The organism is Paraburkholderia sp. SUR17, assembly GCF_029536165.1.
GTDB lineage: Bacteria > Pseudomonadota > Gammaproteobacteria > Burkholderiales > Burkholderiaceae > Paraburkholderia > Paraburkholderia kururiensis.
Genome location: NZ_CP120508.1, coordinates 354,198 through 374,930, shown reverse-complemented (window position 1 = coordinate 374,930; position 20,733 = coordinate 354,198). Strand labels below are relative to the sequence as shown.

The following is a 20,733-nucleotide window of genomic DNA, read 5'->3' as shown; positions in this document are numbered from 1 at the left end:
TGAGACTCCGATCCGAATGACTCGCCGCTTCAGTTGCGCACCGGCTTGCCGGTCTGCAACATGCCCATGATTCGTTCCTGCGTCTTCTGCGTGCCGAGCAGGTCGACGAACGCGCGACGCTCCAGCGCGAGCAGCCATTCTTCGTCGACGAGGCTGCCGGCTTCGACGTCGCCGCCGCACACCGCTTCGGCAATACGGCTCGCAATCAGGAAATCGTGATCGCTGATGAAGCGGCCGTCGCGCATGTTGACGAGCGACGCCTTGATGGTCGCAATCACCGAGCGGCCGGCCACCGGCACCTGCGTCGCACGCAGCGGCGCACGATAGCCTGCGGCGGCGAGCGCACGCGCTTCCTTCTTCGCCGTGTCGAGCAGCTCGAACACGTTGAAGACGATGGTGTCCGAAGGCTTCAGGTAGCCCATCGCACGCGCTTCGAGCGCGGAAGCCGAGACCTTCGCCATCGCCGCGTTTTCGAACGACTTCTGCACGAAGCGCAGCAGATCGCTCGGGTTCGCGCCCACGGCGTCTGCGGCTTGCGCCGCGCGCAGCGCCGCTTCCTTCAAGCCGCCGCCTGCGGGCACGAGACCCACGCCCACCTCGACGAGGCCGACGTAGCTCTCGATGTGCGCCACGCGCTTCGCGCTATGCAGCAGCAGCTCGCAGCCACCGCCGAGCGCGATGCCCGACACGGCGGACACCACGGGCACGTTCGCGTACTTCACGCGCAGCATGCCTTGCTGGAATTTTTTGACGAACGGCTCGATGCCTTTCGCGCCGCCCATCATGAACGCCGGCATCGCTTCTTCGAGGTTCGCACCCGCCGAGAACGGGCCGCCCGGCGCGCCGAGCTTGAGCGAGGTGGGCTGCCACACCACCACCGCGCGATACGACTGCTCCGCGAGTTCGATAGCCTGCGTGAGCCCGTCGATTACGCCCGGGCCGATGGTGTTCATCTTGCTCTTGAACGAAACGATCACGACGTCGTCTTCGCCCGCGCGGTCGTCCACCCAGGCACGCACGTGGTCGGTCTCGAAGAGCGTCTTGCCGAAGGTCTTCGGGTCCGCGCCCGTCTCGCCTTGCAGCGGCGCGCGGAATACCTGGCGTTCGTAGACGGAGAGCGACGAGCGCGGCACGAAGCGCTTCGCCGCGGGCGACCACGAGCCTTCGGCCGTATGCACGCCGCCCTTCTCGGCGACTGCTCCTTCGAACACCCACGCAGGCAGCGGCACGTTCGCGAGCGCCTTGCCCGCGGTGATGTCGTCCTGCACCCATTCGGCCACCTGCTTCCAGCCCGCCGTCTGCCAGCCTTCGAACGGACCTTCGTTCCATCCGAAGCCCCAGCGGATAGCGAGATCGACGTCGCGCGCGTTGTCCGCAATGGATTCGAGATGCACGGCGATGTAGTGGAACACGTCGCGGAAAATCGACCACAGGAACTGCGCCTGCGGATGCGTGGATTCACGCAGCAGCTTCAGGCGTTCGGCCGGCGGGCGCTTGAGGATGCGGCCCACCAGTTCGTCGGCTTTCGCGCCGGCTTCCACGTACTCGCCCGTTTTGGCGTCGAGCACCTTGATCGCCTTGCCTTCCTTGCGATAGAAGCCCGCGCCGCTCTTCTGCCCGAGCGCGCCCTTCTGCACGAGCGCGGCGAGCACCGCGGGCGTCTCGTAGACGGGATAGAACGGGTCGTCTGCGAGGTTGTCCTGCATCGTCTTGATGACGTGGGCCATGGTGTCGAGGCCCACCACGTCTGCGGTGCGGAACGTGGCCGACTTCGCGCGGCCCAGCCGGCTGCCGGTCAGGTCGTCCACTTCGTCGAAGCGCAGGCCGAACTTCTGGGCTTCCGCCACCACCGCGAGAATCGAGAAGATGCCGACGCGGTTCGCGATGAAGTTGGGCGTGTCTTTCGCCCGCACCACGCCCTTGCCCACGGCGCTCGTGAGGAACGTTTCGAGCTGGTCGAGAATCTCGGGCCGCGTGTGCGCCGTGGGGATCAACTCCACGAGATGCATGTAGCGCGGCGGATTGAAGAAATGCACACCACAGAAGCGCGCCTTCAACTCGTCCGAAAAACCGTCGGAAAGCGCCGTGATCGAGAGGCCCGACGTATTGGACGCGAAGATCGCGTTCGCGCCGATGTGCGGCGCCACCTTCTTGTAGAGGTCGTGCTTCCAGTCCATGCGCTCGGCGATGGCCTCGATCACGACGTCGCACCCGGCCAGCTTCGCGAGGTCGTCCTCGTAGTTGGCGGGCTCGATGTACTGCGCGTCATCCTTCACGCCGAACGGCGCGGGCGACAGCTTTTTGAGGTTCTCGATCGCCTTCAGCGCGATCGCGTTCTTCGGACCTTCCTTGGCGGGCAGGTCGAACAGCAGCACGGGCACCCGGGCGTTGATCAGGTGCGCGGCGATCTGCGCGCCCATCACGCCGGCGCCGAGCACGGCCACCTTGCGAATGATCAGATTGCTCACGTTGTTCCTCCAGCGGAATGTGCAATGTCGAGCGAATTGAATGGAATGTGCGGGGGTATGTCGGGACCGTGGCGGCCTCGCGTGCGGCGCGGCGATCACGCCGTCGGACACGCGAGGCAGGCCAGCGAGCGCTTAGAACAGCGCTTCGTCGATATCCATCAGCGGCTTCGCACCCGCGCGCGCCTGGCGGATCGTGGTCGCCGTTTCAGGCAGCAGCTTCGCGAAGTAGAAGCGTGCGGTAGCCAGCTTGGACTTGTAGAACGGGTCGCCGGACGCTTCCTTGTCCAGCGCGATGCGCGCCATGCGCGCCCAGAAGTACGAGAACACCAGGTGGCCCACGGTGCGCAGATACGGCACGGCGGCGGCGCCCACTTCGTCGGGGTTCTGCATCGCCTTCATGCCGATTTCCATGGTGAGCTTCTGCACCTTGTCGCCGATGTCGGCGAGCGGGTTCACGAACTCCTGCATCTCGGGCTTCACGCCTTCCTCTTCCACGAAGTCGCTCACGAGCTTGCCGAACTTCTTCAGCTTGGCGCCCATGTCGCCCAGCACCTTGCGACCGAGCAGGTCGAGCGACTGAACGGCGTTGGTGCCTTCGTAGATCATGTTGATGCGGGCGTCGCGCACGTATTGCTCCATGCCCCATTCGGCGATGAAGCCGTGGCCGCCGTACACCTGCAGCGCGTGGTTGGTGCACTCGAATGCGTTGTCGGTGAGGAACGCCTTGATGATCGGCGTGAGCAGCGCGACGAGGTCGGCGGCTTCCTTGCGCACGGACTCGTCGCTGTGCGACAGCTCGCGGTCGATCTGCAGCGCGGTCCAGTACGAGAACGCGCGGCCCGCTTCCAGGTAGGCCTTTTGCGTGAGCAGGATGCGGCGGACGTCGGGGTGCACGATGATGGGATCGGCAGGCTTGTCCGGCGCCTTCGGGCCGGTAAGCGAGCGCATCTGCAGACGCTCTTTCGCGTAGACCAGCGCGTTCTGGTACGCGACCTCGGTGAGGCCGAGGCCTTGCATGCCGACGCCAAGACGCGCCGCGTTCATCATCACGAACATCGCGTTGAGGCCCTTGTTCGGCTCGCCGACGAGCCAGCCCTTCGCGTTGTCGAGATTGATCACCGCCGTGGCGTTGCCGTGAATGCCCATCTTGTGTTCGATGGAGCCGCATTTCACGCCGTTACGCTCGCCGGGTTCGCCCGCTGCATCGGGAATGAACTTCGGCACGATGAAAAGCGAGATGCCCTTCGTGCCGGCCGGCGCATCGGGCAGACGGGCCAGCACGAGGTGAATGATGTTCTCGGCGAGGTCGTGTTCGCCCGCGGAGATGAAGATCTTGGTGCCGGTGATGGCATACGAGCCGTCGCCGTTCGGCTCCGCCTTCGTGCGCAGGATGCCGAGGTCGGTGCCGCAGTGCGGTTCAGTGAGGCACATGGTGCCGGTCCAGACGCCGGAGACGATCTTCGGCAGATAGGTCTTCTGCTGCTCCGGCGTGCCATGCGCATGCAGGCATTCGTAGGCGCCGTGCGAGAGACCGGGGTACATCGTCCACGCCTGGTTGGACGAGTTCAGCATTTCGTAGAGTGCGTTGTTCACGAACGCGGGCAGGCCCTGGCCGCCGAATTCGGGATCGCAACCGAGTGCGGGCCACCCGGCCTCGACGTACTGCTGGTACGCCTCCTTGAACCCTGTGGGCGTGGTCACCACGCCGTCGCCGGCGTAGGTGCAGCCTTCGCGGTCGCCGACCTGGTTCAGCGGGAACAGCACTTCGGAGCAGAACTTGCCGGCCTCTTCGAGCACCTGGTTGACGGTGTCGGCGTCGAGGTCCGCGTGCTTCGGCATTTGCTTCACTTCGGCTTCGACGTTCAGCAGTTCATGCAGCACGAATTGCATATCGCGCAGCGGCGGGGCGTACTGTCCCATGACTTCTTCTCCAAGGATGAGGACTGACAAGCTCGCCGCTGCTTGCGGCGCGGTGCCGACCGCGCCGTGTCCCGCTAGCGGCTTTCGCTCTGATACGAAACGATCAGCTTTTCCAGCGCGGCCCACGTCAGGCGCACGGCATCGGGTAGATGCAGGAAGCGTGCGTCGTGATGCAGGCCGAGCGTGAAGCTGTACAACTCGAAGAGCATCAACTGCGGATCGGTATCGGCGCGCAGATGCCCTTCTTCCATTGCCTGCGAAATGGCCCGCATGAGCGCGGCGCGCCACATCGTGACGCTGGCCACCAACTGCTCGCGCACAGCGCTGTCCGCACGGTCGTCGTACTCGACCGCACCGCTGATGTAGATGCATCCAGTGGTGACTTCCTGAATGCGCTTCTCCATCCAGCGCGACAGCATGGCGCGCAAACGCGGCAGACCGCGTGGTTCGCGCAGGCTCGGGAAGAACACTTCCTCCTCGAAACGGCGGTGATACTCACGCACCACTTCCACCTGCAAGTCTTCGCGCGACCCGAAATGCGCGAACACCCCGCTCTTGCTCATCTGCATACGCTCGGCCAGCAAACCGATGGTCAGACCTTCGAGTCCATCCCGGCTGGCCAGGTCGAGTGCTGCATCGAGAATTGCGGCTCGCGTCTGTTCGCCTTTTCGCATAGCTTTATACCGTTACGATGTGACCGAAATAAAATCGAACGGCCGTACTATTGTTGGGTACGACCGCCCGCTGAACAAGGACTTTATTAGAAACCGGGGTCTAACAGGCACTCTAATTCTGCGCCGCATGGGGTGGCGAGCAGAAGCCGATATTTCCTCGATTGCGCGTGCTGGGTCGCGTGTGGCAGCGTGCAGGGTCGGATGAGTGCGCGGAAACGGGTTTGGTCTGAACGCGGCCTAGTCGTAGCCGCCCACCGTCAGGAGCTTCATGGTGGCCCGATAGGCCGTGTAGGCCAGCCAGTTGAGCAGCCGCTCGGCGGCCGGCCGCGCTTCGTAGCGGGCCTCGTCGATCAGGCGCGACTCGTTGAAGGCGGTGAGGATGGCATGGCGTAATGCATCGATCTCCGGATGCAGCACCAGCATCACATTGGCCTCGTTGTTGAGCACGAGGCTCAGCGCGTCGAGGTTCGAGGAACCCACCGTGGCCCAGTTCGAATCCACCACGGCCACCTTTCCGTGCAGCATCGTCTTTTCATACTCGGCAATGCGCACGCCCGCCTTCAACAGCGAGTGGTACAGGAACGGCACCGCGTAGTCGAGCGCGGCGAACTCCTTTCGGCCGATCAGGAGCCGCACCTCCACGCCGCGCTGCGCCGCGTGGATCAACGCCCGTCGCAGGCGCCGCCCCGGCATGAAGTAGGGATTCGCGAGCAGCACTTCCTTGCGCGCCTGGCCGATCGCGGCGAGGTAGGCCTTTTCGATGGCCCGCCGGTTCACGACGTTGTCGCGTGCGACGAAGGCCACGCAGGGCTCGCCTCTCGGACAAACGCGCCTCGCGCGGAAACGGCCACTGAACGCGTTGCGCAGAAAGGAGGATCGCCTGTGCGATGCGGGGCCTATCGCCGCGCCCTCGTCGTCGGCCCGAACGGGTGGCCGGTGGCCGAGCACGATGCGCTGCCATTGCAGTTCGAACGCCTCGCGCACGTCCGCCACCACGGGGCCCCGCAACTCGACGGCGAAGTCCCAGCGCGCGTGCGGCAGACGGGTGCCATTGTTGTCGAAGTCGTCGACGATATTGATGCCGCCGCACCAGGCGAACGTGCCGTCCACCACCGCGAGCTTGCGGTGCGTGCGCGCAAAGCCGAAGCGGCCGAATAGATGCGGATTGAAGATGCGATGCTCGATGCCCGCGGCCACCCACGTATCGAAGAACGGCAGCCGGCCGGTGCCGATGCCGTCGGTAATGACGCGCACCCGCACGCCGCGGCCCACGGCGCGCAGCAGGGCGTCCGAGACGGCTCTGCCCGCCATGTCGTCGCAGAAGATGTAGGTTTCCAGCATGACGTCGCGCGTGGCGGCGTCGATACGCTGAACGAGCGCGTCGAAGTATTCGTCCCCGGAGCAAAAGAGCTTCACGGTATTGCCCGCCGTGAAGCGATAGCGCGACCAGTAGCGGCGGCCAAGCAACGTGCGGCCCAGCCGTTCGAGCCGCGGCAGGCGCGCGGGCACCGCCGATTCGCGCGTCGCCGTCATCGGGCGGGCGCCTGGCGGCGCGCATCGAGTCGCGCGGGCAACTGGAGAATGGCGTCCCGGTTCGATGACGAGAAGCAACGGCTCGCGGCTTCCTGCCACGGCAACCAGAGGAATGCGGTGTGTTCACGCGGTGCGAGCGTGACTTCGAGCCGCTGCGGCACTTCAAGGCTGAACCAGTGCTCGACGTTGCGCGTCACGCCTTCTTCATAGCGGTGCCGCCACACGGGGTAGATCTCGTACTCGATCTGATGCTGCCAGTCGAACAGCGACGTATACGGCACGTCCGCCGATCCTACGACGATGCCCGTTTCCTCGGCGACCTCGCGCACGGCGGTTTCGGTGAGCGGCTCGTCGAGCCGGTCTTTCGAACCCGTGACGGACTGCCAGAAGCCCGGACGGTCGGCGCGCTCGATGATGAGCACGTCGAGCTGCGGCGTGTGAATGACGACGAGAACGGATTCCGGAATCTTCTTCGGCATGGTGGCGAGGCGCAGCGCGAACCGCGCGCGGGCATGTCGGCGGTGCAATCGGGGAAAGCCGGCTGTCTATCGGCGCCATGCATTCGATGCTTGCGGCGCCTGGCAGCCGGCCAGTACGAATGTAGCGCAAAAAGCAGAAAAGGCGCGTGACGCGCCTTTTCTGTGCTGTGCGGAAACGGTGTGCCGCTTGCGTGCGGCCACGCCAGCGGCTTACTGCGCCTTCTGTTCCGGCGTGCGCAGGCGGATGTGGAGTTCGCGCAACTGACGCTCGTCCACTTCGCTCGGCGCCTGGGTGAGCAGGCACTGCGCACGTTGCGTCTTCGGGAACGCGATCACGTCGCGGATCGAATCGGCGCCGGCCATCATCGTGACGATACGGTCGAGGCCGAACGCAATGCCACCGTGCGGGGGCGCGCCATACTGGAGCGCGTCGAGCAGGAAGCCGAACTTGGCGCGCGCTTCCTCCGGACCGATCTTGAGCGCGCGGAACACCTTGCTCTGCACTTCCTCGCGGTGGATACGCACCGAACCGCCGCCGATTTCCCAACCGTTCAGCACCATGTCGTAGGCCTTCGCGAGGCAGCGGGCCGGATCCGTTTCCAGATACTCGATGTGCTCGTCCTTCGGGCTTGTGAACGGATGGTGCGCAGCGACGAAGCGGTTCTCTTCCTCGTCGTACTCGAACATCGGGAAGTCGATCACCCACAGCGGCTTCCAGCCGGCCTCGACGAGACCGTTCGCCTTGCCGAACTCCGAATGGCCGATCTTCAGGCGCAGTGCGCCGAGGCTATCGTTCACCACCTTCGCGCGGTCCGCAGCAAAGAAGATGATGTCGCCGTCCTGAGCACCGGTGCGCTCGATGATCGCCGCGATGGCCGCATCATGCAGGTTCTTCACGATCGGGCTTTGCAGGCCGTCGCGGCCCTTCGCAGCCTCGTTGACCTTGATCCACGCCAGGCCCTTCGCGCCATAGATGCGCACGAATTCCGTGTAGCTGTCGATATCGCCACGCGAAAGCTCACCGCCCTTCGGCACGCGCAGCGCCGCAACGCGCCCGTCCTTGGTATTGGCCGGCGTGCTGAACACCTTGAAGTCGACGTCCTTCATGGCGTCCGTGAGTTCCGTGAACTCGAGCTTCACGCGCAGGTCGGGCTTGTCCGAGCCGAAGCGGCTCATGGCTTCCGAGTACTGCATCACCGGGAACTTCGCGTCCAGTTCGACGCCGATCGTTTCCTTGAACACGTGGCGCGCCATCTCTTCGAACAGGTCGCGAATCTCCTGCTCGCCGAGGAACGACGTTTCGCAGTCGATCTGCGTGAACTCGGGCTGACGGTCGGCACGCAGATCTTCGTCGCGGAAGCACTTCACGATCTGGTAGTAGCGGTCGAAGTTCGCCACCATCAGAAGCTGCTTGAAGAGCTGCGGCGACTGCGGCAGCGCGAAGAACTGGCCTGCGTTCACGCGCGACGGCACGAGGTAGTCGCGCGCACCTTCCGGGGTGCTCTTGGTGAGCATCGGCGTTTCGATGTCGATGAAGCCCTTCGCGTCGAGGTACTTGCGCACTTCCATCGCCACGCGGTAGCGCAGGCGCAGGTTGTGCTGCATCTGCGGACGGCGCAGGTCGAGCACGCGGTGCGTGAGGCGCGTGGTTTCCGAGAGGTTGTCGTCGTCGAGCTGGAACGGCGGCGTGACCGACGGGTTCAGCACGGTCAGCTCGTGGCACAGCACTTCGATCTTGCCGCTCGTGAGGTTCGCGTTCGTGGTGCCTTCCGGACGGTTGCGCACCACGCCCTTCACCTGCACGCAGAACTCGTTGCGCACGCCTTCGGCCGTCTTGAACATCTCGGCGCGGTCCGGGTCGCAGACAACCTGAACGAGGCCTTCCCGGTCGCGCAGGTCGATGAAGATAACGCCGCCGTGGTCGCGGCGCCGGCTCACCCAGCCGCACAGCGACACGGTTTGGCCCAGCAGGTGTTCGGTCACCAGACCGCAGTATTCAGATCTCATCGACATGATGTTCGTCTTTCGTTATTCAGGAATTGAACGGCTGCGTCCCACAACGGCGGGCGCCAGCCGGTGTTACAGCGGAGGCTCGACGGTGCGCCGCTGCGGCGCGGGCGCCACATGCGGCGCCGACGGCGCGACGACGCCCATCGAAACGATGTACTTGAGCGCGGCGTCGACCGTCATGTCGAGTTCGACGACCTCGCTGCGCGGGATCATGAGAAAAAAGCCCGACGTCGGATTAGGCGTGGTGGGCACGTACACGCTCACGCATTCTTCCTTCAGGTGATTCACGACGTCGCCGCCGGGAATGCCGGTCAAGAACGCAATCGTATACGAACCTTTACGCGGGTATTCGATCAGGAGCGCCTTGCGGAACGCGTTGCCACTGCTGGAAAGCAGCGTGTCGGACACCTGCTTGACGCTCGTATAGATGGGACCGACCACCGGAATGCGGCGCACCACGGCGTTCCACGCCTCCACGAGCTTCTGCCCGACGAGGTTCTGGGTCAGCAGGCCGACAACGAAGACGAACGCGAGCGTAAGCAGCGCACCGAGCCCCGGCAGATGGAACCCGAACAGGCGCTCGGGCTGCCACGCTGTCGGCAACAGCAGCAACGTCTGATCCATCGTGCCGATGATCAGATTGAGCACCCACAGCGTGATGGCCAGAGGCACCAGCACGAGCAGGCCAGTCAGGAAAACCGATTTGAGCGTCGCTTTCTTGGTCGTCATGTGTACCGCCGGAGAGCCGTGGCGAAGCGCCGCGGCGAGGGCGCCGCCCCTCGGTCAGAACGGGACGGCTCGGGTATCAGGGACTGCCCGTCGTGCTGGCCGCGGTGGACGTCGTCGCCGGTGCGGCGCCCGATGTGCCTTCCGAACCGCTCGCCGACTTGCTGCCGCTCGCGCTGTCGCTGCCGGCCGAAGCGGTTTCCGACGACCCCGCCGCGGTTTCCTTCTTCGCACCCGTGCTCGCGCCACTGGCGCCACTGTTGCCGCCGCGAAAATCGGTGACGTACCAGCCGGAGCCTTTCAGCTGGAAGCCTGCCGCCGTGACCTGCTTGCGGAAGGTGTCCTTCTGGCACTCGGGGCACTGCGTCAAAGGCGAATCGCTCATCTTTTGCAGCACGTCCTTCTGGAAGCCGCACGATTCGCAACGATAAGCGTAGATCGGCATGATCCTGTTCCCTGATGAAAATCTGATAAACGCTTGCAAAGCCTTGAATTATAGCCGCAAACGCCTGCCGGCCCGGCGATTTCACCGGCCGGCGCGTTGCGCGGCCACCGGCCCCTCAGATGGGGGCGAAGACCGCGCGGATCAAGAGCGGCCGGCGCGGCGTTGCCAGGACATCCAGCGCTCGCGGCCGGCAAAGACCGGTATCGAGCCGGACACTGGCTCGTCTTCCACGAGCATGAAATTGGGTTCGAGCAGAGCCTCGAGCTCGGCGCGGTCGATGCCGAACGGCGGCCCTTTAGGTGTAGCCCCAATGAAGAAGAAACCCGCGAGCAAGCCGCCTTCCGGCAGGATGTCGGCCATGCGCGCAGCGTAACGCGCCCAAAAATCCCGCGGCAGGGCGCACAAAAAGGCGCGTTCGTAGACCCAACCCGGCGTGAACGGCGGCTGCCAGGCGAAGAAGTCCGCTTCCTCCACGACATGGGCGTACTGCGGGCCCAACTGCGCGCGCGCCGTGGCCACGGCGGCCGGTGAGAAATCGATGGCGCGCACCTGGCGGCCACGTTGAGCGAGCCACAACGCTTCCCAGGCACTGCCGCAGCCGGGGATCACGATCGCCTCGCCCGGATGCCGCGCGGCGAAGGTTTCGAACGCGGGCGGCACGCCAGCCTGGTCCCAAGGAGTAAATCCCTGCTCGAAGCGCTCGTTCCAGAACGCGGGGTTGCGCGGATCGCGGGATTCGAATTCGGGGGCCGACGGCGCAACTGCTGGCGCGGCGGTCTTTCCTGCACTGCCCGGTTCATCGGATGGCACAGCCAGATGGGTCGGATCGGTCATGGCGTGTTGGTTCCCTCGGTGCTGTCGGATCTGGAGCAGCCGCGCCGCCCGTTCAGCCGCCGTACGCGAGCGCGAGCCACAAGCGGGCGGCCACGGCACCGGCGCCCACGGCGAGGCCGAACATGAGCAGCCCTTGAAGCAGCCGGTTGGTCCGCTTCTGCTCCAGCAGGATCAACCGCATCGCTTCGTCGCTCGTGCCTGCATGGGGATTGTCGTGGCGCTGCGCCAGCACGTGATGAATCAGGCGCGGCAACTGCGGCAGCGTCTTGCTCCACTGCGGCGCTTCGATTCTCAGTCGTTCGTACCAGCCCCGCAAGCCGATCTGCTCGTTCATCCAGCGTTCGAGGTACGGCTTCGCGGTCTTCCACAAGTCGAGGTCGGGATCGAGCGAGCGGCCCAGACCTTCCACGTTGAGCATGGTCTTTTGCAGCAGTACCAGTTGGGGCTGGATTTCAACGTTGAAGCGGCGCGAGGTCGAGAAGAGACGCATCAGCACCTGGCCGAGTGAAATGTCTTTCAGCGCCCGGTCGAAGTACGGCTCGCAAACGGCGCGAATGGCGCTTTCCAGTTCTTCCACGCGCGTATTGGGCGGCACCCAGCCCGACTCCAGGTGCAGCGTCGCGACGCGGTGGTAATCGCGCTTGAAGAAGGCGAGGAAGTTTTGCGCGAGGTAGTTCTTGTCGAAGTCCGAAAGCGCGCCAATGATCCCGAAGTCGAGCGCGATGTAGCGGCCGAAGTGCGCGGGGTCAAGACTCACCTGGATGTTGCCGGGGTGCATGTCCGCGTGGAAGAAGCCGTCGCGAAACACCTGCGTGAAGAAGATCTCCACGCCTTCGCGGGCGAGCTTGGGAATGTCCACGCCGGCTGCGCGCAACGTCTCCACCTGGCTGATGGGCACCCCGACCATGCGCTCCATGACGAGCACGGTGGGCGTGCAGAACTCCCAGTACATCTCCGGCACGAGCAGGAGGTCGAGCCCCGCGAAATTGCGCCGCAACTGGCTGCCGTTGGCCGCCTCGCGCATGAGGTCGAGTTCGTCGTGCAGGTACTTGTCGAACTCGGCCACCACTTCGCGCGGCTTGAGCCGCTTGCCGTCCGCCCACAGCCGCTCGGCCCACACGGCGAGGTCGCGCAGCAGCGCCAGGTCGGAATCGATAACGGGCCGCATGTTGGGACGCAGCACCTTGATGGCCACGGGCTTGCCCGCGTGGTCGCCGGTCTTGAGCTTCGCGAAGTGCACCTGGGCAATCGAGGCGCTGGCCACCGGCACGCGCTCGAAGTCGTCGAACAGCACGCCTACCGGCGCGCCCAGCGACTTCTCGATGAGGCCAATGGCGACATCCGAATCGAACGGCGGCACCTGGTCCTGGAGGCGCGCCAGCTCATCGGCAATGTCGAGAGGCAACAAGTCGCGACGCGTGGACAGCACCTGGCCGAACTTGACGAAGATCGGCCCCAGGCTTTCCAGCGCGAGCCGCAGCCGCACCCCTGGCGGCTGGTCGAAACGCCGGCCGATAGTGGTGATACGCAGCAACAGCCGCACGCGGCGGTCGTTGATGCGCGAGAGCATCATCTCGTCGAGTCCGAAACGGATGACGGTGAAAAAGATCTTTAGAACTCGCAGAACACGCATGTCGGGCCCGATCACCTAGTGCGCCGGGCGCGATGTAGCTGTCGTGCGCGAGCGCTCGCCAGCGATTTTCTGCTCCAGACGCTCCACGCGCTTCTCGACGCGCGCAAGCGTGTCGCGCGCGCGGGCCAGTTCCTCACTGAAATCCTGAAGGGCTTCGCGGCGCACCAGTTGCGGGTCTTCATCGAGCAGGTACTCGGCCACCGAGTCGAGCAGATTCCGCCCGGCCCGGCGCGCGTGTTCGCCAGCCGAGCGCACGAACGACGAGACGCGCCACGCCGGGCCGTCGCCAATGAGTTGCGCCAGATCTTCTTCCGGCTCCCAGCGCAGATGTTCGGCCAGCTTCGCGATGGTTGTGGCGAATTCGGCGTCGCCCTCGATCTTCACGTGCTTCATGACGGCCGCCTGACCGCCCTGCAGGAACGCAGGCACGGCATCAGCGGGCACGGAAACAGTGACGTCGAACGCATGTGCGTCGCTCTCGTCCACGGCCGCCAGGTAGCCGTCCGGCTTCACGAGCAGGGTGAGAACGACGGGCGGGCAGGCAAGCCGGGCTGTCTTGCCGGCGTAGGGAGCGAGACGCTCGAGCGCCCACGTTTCGCGGGCGAGCAGGTGATTGACGGCAGCGGCAAAGGGCTTGGCGGCGAGGGTCATCGGCACGTGGAGGAATAAAAACCCGCGCGGGCGAAGGCCACGCGCGGGTTCCTATTGTAACGTCCGTCACGTCCGAACCGGGCCGTACCGGGGGTCGGCCAGACGGACGATACGACGTGCGTCAGTGCGGTCAGTGGGTCAGCTGCTGGATGCCGGCGAGGAGCCACCCTTCGTCGCGACGCGCCGACTTCGAGAGGTTCCATACCTCGAGGAACGGCTCGGCAGGCGCGCCCGCCGTCTCGCGAATGAGACCCGAGAACTGCACGCTGGCCAGATACTCGCCGCCACGGTCTTCAACGCCGAGCAGTTCTGCGTTGAGTTGCACCACGTCCGTCTGGTTCGCCTGCGCGCCGCGCGACTCGAGATCGATCTTCACTTCGGCGAACATTTCCGGCGTGGTGAATTCGCGAATGTCGTCCATGTTGCCGGCGTCCCAGGCGGCCTGGAGGCGCACGAAGTTGACCTTTGCATTGCGCAGGAACGCCTCGGTGTCGAAACCGGCCGGCACAGCGACCCGAGAGGCCGGCTCGAACGCCGTTGCAGCCGCCGCGGCCGGGCTCGCAGCCGCAGGCAGCGACGACATGCCCGAGAATCGCGGCTCCGCTGCATCACGCGCCGAGTTGAAATCGCCGGCGCGATAGGCGTCCGCATAAGCGTCCGCACGACCGGCACCCGCTGCGCCGTAAGCGGGCTGGTTCGCGTCGCGGCGACGGCCCATGAACTTGCGGATCAGCCAGATCGCGATCATGGCGATGAGCGCGATCACGATGATGTTCGCCATCATGCCGGCGAACGCTTCACCCAGGCCAAAGTGAGACAGCAGCGCGGCAATGCCGAGACCCGCGGCGAGCCCTGCGAGCGGGCCGAGCCAGCGCGAACGCGAAGGCGCCGCGGCCGGCGTGGGAGTGGGTGCGGGCGCCCGTTGCGCCTGAGCGGTCTGGCCCGACTGCTGCAAGGGTTGCCCCGGTTGCTGCGCCGGCGGCGTAGTCTGGCGCTGCGTCACGGTAGACGACTGCCGGCCAATGGTGCGACCGCCACCCATGCGCCGAGCTTCGGCATCGAGCGATGCGAACGTCGCCACGACCACCAGACCGACTACCGCGAACCGTCCGATCCGCGCCGCCCACGAAGGAGAAAGACCTTTGAAAGACTTCGAGCGCGCATCAGACATGACTGAAATTCCTTTTAAGACAACGAGTTGAGAACGCTAATACTTTGTCGCGACATGCAAGGCTACCACGCCAGCTGACAAATTGTAATATTTGACGGCTTCAAGGCCGACTTGTTCCATCATCGTCTTCAAAGTTTCCTGGTCCGGATGCATGCGGATCGATTCCGCGAGATAGCGGTAGCTGTCGGCGTCTTTCGCGAAGCGGTCGCCCAGCCAGGGCAGCACCTTGAACGAATAGACGTCGTAGAACTTGCGCAGCGGCTCCCATACCTTCGAGAACTCCAGCACGAGCACGCGGCCGCCCGGTTTCAGCACGCGGCGCATTTCGGCAAGCGCCGCGTCCTTGTGGGTCATGTTGCGCAGCCCGAACGCGACAGTTACCACGTCGAAGTAGTTGTCCGGAAAGGGAATTTTCTCAGCGTCGCACAGCAGTGCCGGCGTGATGACGCCCTTGTCGAGCAGCCGGTCGCGGCCCACGCGCAGCATCGATTCATTGATGTCGGTGTGCCAGACCTCGCCCGTCGGGCCGGCCTGTTTCGCGAATGCCTTCGAGAGGTCGCCCGTGCCGCCCGCGATGTCCAGCACCCTGGCGCCCGGCCGCACCTTCGCTTGGGCGATCGTGAAGGCCTTCCAGGCGCGATGCAGCCCGCCCGACATCAGGTCGTTCATCAGGTCGTAGTTCGAGGCGACCGAGTGGAACACGCCCGCCACCTTCTTCGCTTTTTCCTGTTCGTCGACGGTCTGATAGCCGAAGTGGGTTTTGCTCATCGCGCTGGTCCTTTGTCGCGGGTTCGGAATTGTTGCGCCGCGCCATACGCGGCAGGCGCCATCGTATCAGGGCGCGGCCGGATCGGTATTAATGACAGTGGCCGTGCGCGGCTGCCGGCGCGGGCATGGGCGCGTCACGCTCCACGCCTGCTGCTTTCAGTTTTGCGAAGTACTCGGCCCACAGCTCGTCCTGGCGCGTGGCCAGGTCATAGAGCAGGTCCCACGAATAGATGCCCGTGGAGTGACCGTCCGAGAAGGTCGGCTGCAACGCGTAGTTGCCCACACCTTCGAGCGCCGTGATCGTGACTTCGCGCTTGCCCGTCTGGAGCGTCTCCTGGCCGGGCCCGTGGCCGCGCACTTCCGCCGACGGCGAATACACGCGCATCAGTTCGAACGGCACGCGGTAGCTGCGTCCATCGGCGTATTGGAGTTCCAGCACGCGCGATACCGCGTGCACGACGACGCCGGTGGGCACCGGCGTATCGGGTTTCAGTCCACTCATGATTGACCTCAGGCGAGCGCCTGCTCGATTTCGTTACGCACGGCGTCGCGCAGCAACGTGGCTTGGGCGCGCCGCGCGGCGAGAAGTTTTTCGGACACGGTGCGCTGGCGCGGCGCCCACACCGGCATGGGGAAATGGGCGTCGTTCGAATAGCGCGGAATGACGTGCCAGTGCACATGCGGCACCTGGTTGCCGAGGCTCGCGAGATTCACCTTGACGGGCTGCATCACGCGGCGCAGCGCGCGCTCGACCGCGTACACCGCGTGCATGATCCGTTCCCGCGCGCCGCCGTCCAGATCGGAGAACTCAGCAACGTGCGCGTTCCAGATCACCCGGCAAAAGCCGGGATAATCCAGTTCGTCGGCGAGGACGACACGCAAGGTGTCGTCCTGCCAAAGCACCTCGCCGCCGTCCTCACGGCAGAATACGCAATCCATCGTTGTCCTCAGGCAGATCGGCAGGATGCCGCAACGGTGCCATTAGACCAGCACGCGCTCGATTCCGCCATTGTTCGCACGCGCGACATAATCCGCCATCCAGTTTTCGCCCAGCACATGGCGGGCAATTTCGACGACGATGTAATCCGCCTCGATGCCGGCGTCCTCGTTGTAGCGCGAGAGACCTTGCAGACACGACGGGCAGCTCGTGAGGATCTTCACGTCCGCTGCGCCGTTGTTGGCTTGCGGCGCGGCCGGCTGTGGACCGTCGCCGGCCTTGAGCACCGAACCCGCTGCGGCACCGGCCGCCCCCGCCGCGGCGTTGGCCGGGTTGATCGCGTTGGCGCCCGCTTGCGCCACGAGCGGAATGCCGCGCAGCTTCGCCGCGCCCTTGCGGATTTCCTCTTCCTTGCGAAAGCGCACCTGCGTCGAAATGTCCGGGCGCGTGACGGCCAGCGTGCCCGACTCGCCGCAGCACCGGTCGTTCTTCTCGATGCGGTAGCCGTCCTTCTCCGAACCCATGAGTTCGTTGACGAGCTTCACCGGGTCGATCGTCTTGATCGGCGTGTGGCAGGGGTCGTGGTACATGTAGCGCGTGCCCGTCACGCCGTCGAGCTTGATGCCCTTTTCGAGCAGAAACTCGTGAATGTCGATGATCCGGCAGCCCGGGAAGATCTTCTCGAATTCATAGCCCGCGAGCTGGTCGTAGCAGGTGCCACACGACACCACCACGGTCTTGATGTCGAGATAGTTGAGCGTATTCGCCACGCGGTGGAACAGCACGCGGTTGTCGGTGACGATCTTCTCGGCCTTGTCGTACTGGCCCGCGCCGCGCTGCGGGTAACCGCAGCACAGGTAGCCCGGCGGCAGCACCGTCTGCACGCCCGCTTCCCACAGCATGGCCTGGGTGGCGAGTCCCACCTGCGAGAACAGCCGCTCGGAGCCGCAGCCCGGGAAGTAGAACACCGCTTCCGAATCGACCGTGGTCGTCTTCGGGTTGCGGATGATCGGCACGATCTTGTTGTCTTCGATGTCGAGCAGCGCGCGCGCCGTCTTCTTCGGCAAGTTGCCCGGCATCTTCTTGTTGACGAAGTGGATCACCTGCTCCACCACGGGCGGCTTGCCCGTGGTGGCGGGCGGATGCGCCGTCTGCTTCTTCACGACCTTCTTGAGCAGGTCGTTGCCGAGGCGCTGCGCCTTGTAGCCGAAGCCCATCATCGCGGTACGCGCGAGGTTGATGGTCTGCGGGTTGGTGGCGTTCAGGAAGAACATGCCCGCCGCGCTGCCGGCGTTGAACTTCTTCTTGCCCATCTTGCGCAGCAGGTTGCGCATGTTCATGGAGACATCGCCGAAGTCGATCTTCACCGGGCAGGGCGTGACGCACTTGTGGCAGACCGTGCAGTGGTCGGCCACGTCGTTGAACTCGTCCCAATGCTTGATCGACACGCCGCGGCGCGTCTGCTCCTCATACAGGAACGCCTCCACCAGCAGCGACGTCGCGAGAATCTTGTTGCGCGGGCTGTACAGCAGGTTCGCGCGCGGCACGTGGGTGGCGCACACCGGCTTGCACTTGCCGCAGCGCAGACAGTCCTTGATCGAAGCGGAGATCGCGCCGATGTCGGACTGCTGCATGATGAGCGACTCGTAGCCCATGAGTCCGAAGCTCGGCGTGTAGGCGTTGCGCAGGTCCGCGCCGTCGAGCAGCTTGCCCGCGTTGAAGCGGCCTTGCGGATCGACGCGCTGCTTGTACGCGCGGAATTCGGCGATCTCGTCTTCGGTGAGGAATTCCAGCTTGGTGATGCCGATGCCGTGCTCGCCCGAAATCACGCCATCCAGCGAACGCGCGAGCTTCATGATGCGCGCCACGGCGGCGTGCGCGTCCTGGAGCATCTCGTAGTTGTCGGAATTGACCGGGATGTTCGTGTGGACGTTACCGTCGCCCGCGTGCATGTGCAGCGCGACGAACACGCGGCCGCGCAGCACCCGCTTGTGGATGGCCTGAGCCTCGTCGAGGATCGGCTTGAACGCGCCGCCGTTGAAGATCTGGCGCAGTTCCGCGCGAATTTCCTGCTTCCACGACACGCGGATCGTCCGGTCCTGGGTGACGTGGAAGACGTTCGCGTCGGCCTGCACATCGACGCGGTCGGCGAACTTTTCGGCCAGCGCCTCGTAGCCCAGTTGCACCAGATGGTGCTGCGCCTCGGCAAGCGGCATATCGAGGTGATCGCGCAGGAATTCCCAGCGCGCGCGCACGTGCCGCAGCAGGTCGAGCGCCTGCTGCACGCGGTCTTCCAGCAGCTCGGCGCTCGGAATCTCGTTGGCGTCGTCGCTCTTGCCGAGCGGCAACTTGCCCGCCTTGAAGAACGCTTCCAGCGCGCCCAGCAGTTGCAGCTTGTTCTTGATCGACAGCTCGATGTTGATGCGCTCGATGCCGTCCGTGTACTCGCCCATGCGGTCGAGCGGAATCACGACGTCTTCGTTGATCTTGAACGCGTTGGTGTGCTTCGCGATGGCGGCCGTGCGGCTGCGGTCCAGCCAGAAGCGCTTGCGCGCCTCGGCGCTCACGGCGACGAAGCCTTCACCGCTCTTGCCGTTGGCCATGCGCACCACTTCCGAGGTGGCGGCGGCCACCGCGTCGGCGTCGTCGCCCACGATGTCGCCGATCAGCACCATCTTCGGAAACGCGTTGCGCTTCGACTTGGTCGCGTAACCGACGGCGCGCAGATAGCGCTCGTCGAGGTGTTCCAGACCGGCCAGAATCGCGCCGCCCTGCTTCGACGTCTCGAACAGGTAGTCCTTGATTTCGACGATGCTCGGAATCGCCTCGCGCGCCTGGCCGAAGAATTCGAGGCAGACGGTGCGCGTGTGCGCGGGCATCTTGTGCAGCACCCAGCGCCCGGACGTGATGAGCCCGTCGCAGCCTTCCTTCTGGATGCCGGGCAGGCCGGCGAGAAACTTGTCGGTAACGTCCTTGCCGAGCCCTTCCTTGCGGAAACGCCGCCCCTCGATGTCGAGCGTCTCCGTGCGCAGCAGCTTTTCGCCCGGCGCGTGTTCGCCGTCGAACCACTTCAGCTCGAAGCGCGCCACAGGGATGTCGTGGATCTTGCCGAGGTTGTGCTCGAGGCGCGTGACTTCGAGCCAGTTGCCCTCCGGGTCCACCATGCGCCACCAGGCCAGGTTGTCGAGCGCGGTGCCCCACAGCACGGCCTTCTTGCCGCCCGCGTTCATCGCAATGTTGCCGCCGATGCACGACGCGTCGAGCGAGGTGGGGTCCACCGCGAACACATAGCCGGCCTGCTCGGCGGCCTCGGTCACACGGCGCGTGACCACGCCCGCGCCGGAATAGATGGTGGGCACCTTGCGGGCCACGCCCGGCAGTTCCGTCAGTTCGACGGCGCCCAGCTGCTCCAGCTTTTCGGTATTGATGACGGCCGAGAACGGCGTGAGCGGCACCGCACCGCCCGTGTAGCCCGTGCCGCCTCCGCGCGGAATCACGGTGAGACCGAGTTCGAAGCAGGCCTTCACGAGGCCGGCGATCTCCGCTTCGGTGTCGGGCGTGAGCACGACGAACGGATACTCGACGCGCCAGTCGGTGGCGTCCGTCACGTGCGAAACGCGCGCGAGGCCGTCGAAGCGGATGTTGTCCTTCTGCGTGCGGCGGCCCAGCACCTTCGTCGCGCGCCGCCGCAGTTCGGCCATCCGGGCGAATTCGGCGGCGAAGTCGTCAATGGCGCGGCGCGTAGCGCCCACCAGCGTTTCGACGCGCGCGGCGCGGTCGATGCCCGCCTCGTCGCTGTGCTCCTGCAGATCGGCGCGGCGGCGCTTTTCGATTTCCGCGAGCCGGTGATTGAGCGCCCCGATCAGCAGGTCGCGCCGCTTCGGGTTGTCGAGCAGATCGTCCTGAAGATACGGATTGCGCCTTACCACCCAGATGTCGCCCAGCACCTCGTAGAGCATGCGCGCCGAGCGGCCCGTGCGGCGCTCTTCGCGCAGTTCCGAGAGCGCCGTCCACGCGTCTTCCCCGAGTAGCCGGATGACGATTTCGCGGTCGGAGAACGACGTGTAGTTATAGGGAATTTCGCGCAGGCGCGGCTCGGCGTCGGCGGCCACCGTCGCGGCGGCCCCGTTGGGATCGAAAACTTGAGGTGCGTTCATGTTAGGACGACTCGGTGGGCTAGCGCGGCGGACCTGTGCAGTAAGCGCCGGCTGGCAGTGCGCGTGGGGCGCATTCTGGGGAAGCGTGTCCGAAATAGTCTGCTATTTACGGACGACCGTGATGTGAAGCCCGCGCCGGCCATGCTGGAGCGATGAACGCTGCCGCACTGGCCGGGGACTTCGCTGGCTCAGATTCCGCTACACGATCGTGCGTGGCGGGCGTGCCGCTGCGCCGCGGGGCGGGTCTCGCGCCGCGCGGGCATCAAATGGGCGATCCGAGGCTGCCAGCGCATCTTTCGGTCCTTGTTCCAAAACGCGATTCTAACC

The 20,733-nt window shown here is 65.1% G+C and carries 16 protein-coding genes; all 16 read right to left on the bottom strand.

The genetic code is table 11. The features are described 5' to 3' along the window. Positions 1-29: 29 nt before the first annotated feature. A complete protein-coding gene (locus tag P2869_RS01700) occupies positions 30-2,468 on the bottom strand; it encodes a 3-hydroxyacyl-CoA dehydrogenase/enoyl-CoA hydratase family protein (protein ID WP_277597279.1) in 2,439 nt (812 codons plus the stop codon). A 132-nt stretch (positions 2,469-2,600) separates the two neighbouring features. Further along, positions 2,601-4,388 (bottom strand): acyl-CoA dehydrogenase C-terminal domain-containing protein, encoded by a 1,788-nt coding sequence (locus P2869_RS01695; RefSeq protein ID WP_277597278.1) that lies wholly within the window; start codon positions 4,386-4,388, stop codon positions 2,601-2,603. Positions 4,389-4,462: 74 nt separating this feature from the next. Then, positions 4,463-5,062 carry a TetR/AcrR family transcriptional regulator gene (locus P2869_RS01690; RefSeq protein WP_017772698.1) on the bottom strand — a complete coding sequence of 200 codons (600 nt, stop codon included), beginning with the start codon at positions 5,060-5,062 and terminating at the stop codon, positions 4,463-4,465. 237 nt (positions 5,063-5,299) lie between these two features. Next, positions 5,300-6,595 (bottom strand): cardiolipin synthase ClsB, encoded by a 1,296-nt coding sequence (gene clsB / locus P2869_RS01685; RefSeq protein ID WP_277597277.1) that lies wholly within the window; start codon positions 6,593-6,595, stop codon positions 5,300-5,302. Then, positions 6,592-7,074, bottom strand: coding sequence for a dihydroneopterin triphosphate diphosphatase (gene nudB, locus P2869_RS01680; protein ID WP_277598179.1), 483 nt, complete (start codon positions 7,072-7,074; stop codon positions 6,592-6,594). Before nudB ends, clsB begins: the two co-directional genes overlap by 4 nt. Positions 7,075-7,284: 210 nt before the next feature. Continuing rightward, on the bottom strand, positions 7,285-9,087 hold the full coding sequence (aspS, locus tag P2869_RS01675; protein ID WP_017772695.1) for an aspartate--tRNA ligase: 1,803 nt from the start codon (positions 9,085-9,087) through the stop codon (positions 7,285-7,287). Between the two features lie 66 nt (positions 9,088-9,153). Next, a complete protein-coding gene (locus tag P2869_RS01670; RefSeq protein ID WP_017772694.1) occupies positions 9,154-9,813 on the bottom strand; it encodes a DUF502 domain-containing protein in 660 nt (219 codons plus the stop codon). A gap of 76 nt (positions 9,814-9,889) precedes the next feature. Continuing rightward, a complete protein-coding gene (locus P2869_RS01665; protein WP_126877638.1) occupies positions 9,890-10,255 on the bottom strand; it encodes an FmdB family zinc ribbon protein in 366 nt (121 codons plus the stop codon). A gap of 141 nt (positions 10,256-10,396) precedes the next feature. Further along, positions 10,397-11,089 (bottom strand): methyltransferase domain-containing protein, encoded by a 693-nt coding sequence (locus P2869_RS01660; RefSeq protein WP_277597276.1) that lies wholly within the window; start codon positions 11,087-11,089, stop codon positions 10,397-10,399. A 52-nt stretch (positions 11,090-11,141) separates the two neighbouring features. Continuing rightward, a complete protein-coding gene (gene ubiB, locus P2869_RS01655; RefSeq protein ID WP_026121020.1) occupies positions 11,142-12,722 on the bottom strand; it encodes a ubiquinone biosynthesis regulatory protein kinase UbiB in 1,581 nt (526 codons plus the stop codon). Positions 12,723-12,737: 15 nt separating this feature from the next. Continuing rightward, positions 12,738-13,373, bottom strand: a complete 636-nt coding sequence (locus P2869_RS01650; RefSeq protein ID WP_017772690.1) for an SCP2 sterol-binding domain-containing protein — start codon at positions 13,371-13,373, stop codon at positions 12,738-12,740. Between the two features lie 130 nt (positions 13,374-13,503). Then, on the bottom strand, positions 13,504-14,544 hold the full coding sequence (locus P2869_RS01645) for a TIM44-like domain-containing protein (RefSeq protein WP_277597275.1): 1,041 nt from the start codon (positions 14,542-14,544) through the stop codon (positions 13,504-13,506). A 36-nt stretch (positions 14,545-14,580) separates the two neighbouring features. After that, positions 14,581-15,312 (bottom strand): bifunctional demethylmenaquinone methyltransferase/2-methoxy-6-polyprenyl-1,4-benzoquinol methylase UbiE, encoded by a 732-nt coding sequence (gene ubiE, locus P2869_RS01640; protein ID WP_277597274.1) that lies wholly within the window; start codon positions 15,310-15,312, stop codon positions 14,581-14,583. A gap of 88 nt (positions 15,313-15,400) precedes the next feature. Continuing rightward, positions 15,401-15,814, bottom strand: a complete 414-nt coding sequence (locus P2869_RS01635; RefSeq protein WP_042299461.1) for a DUF971 domain-containing protein — start codon at positions 15,812-15,814, stop codon at positions 15,401-15,403. An 8-nt stretch (positions 15,815-15,822) separates the two neighbouring features. Beyond that, positions 15,823-16,251, bottom strand: coding sequence for an HIT family protein (locus tag P2869_RS01630; RefSeq protein WP_017772686.1), 429 nt, complete (start codon positions 16,249-16,251; stop codon positions 15,823-15,825). Positions 16,252-16,293: 42 nt separating this feature from the next. Further along, positions 16,294-20,406, bottom strand: coding sequence for an FAD/FMN-binding oxidoreductase (locus P2869_RS01625; RefSeq protein ID WP_277597273.1), 4,113 nt, complete (start codon positions 20,404-20,406; stop codon positions 16,294-16,296). Positions 20,407-20,733 lie beyond the last annotated feature (327 nt).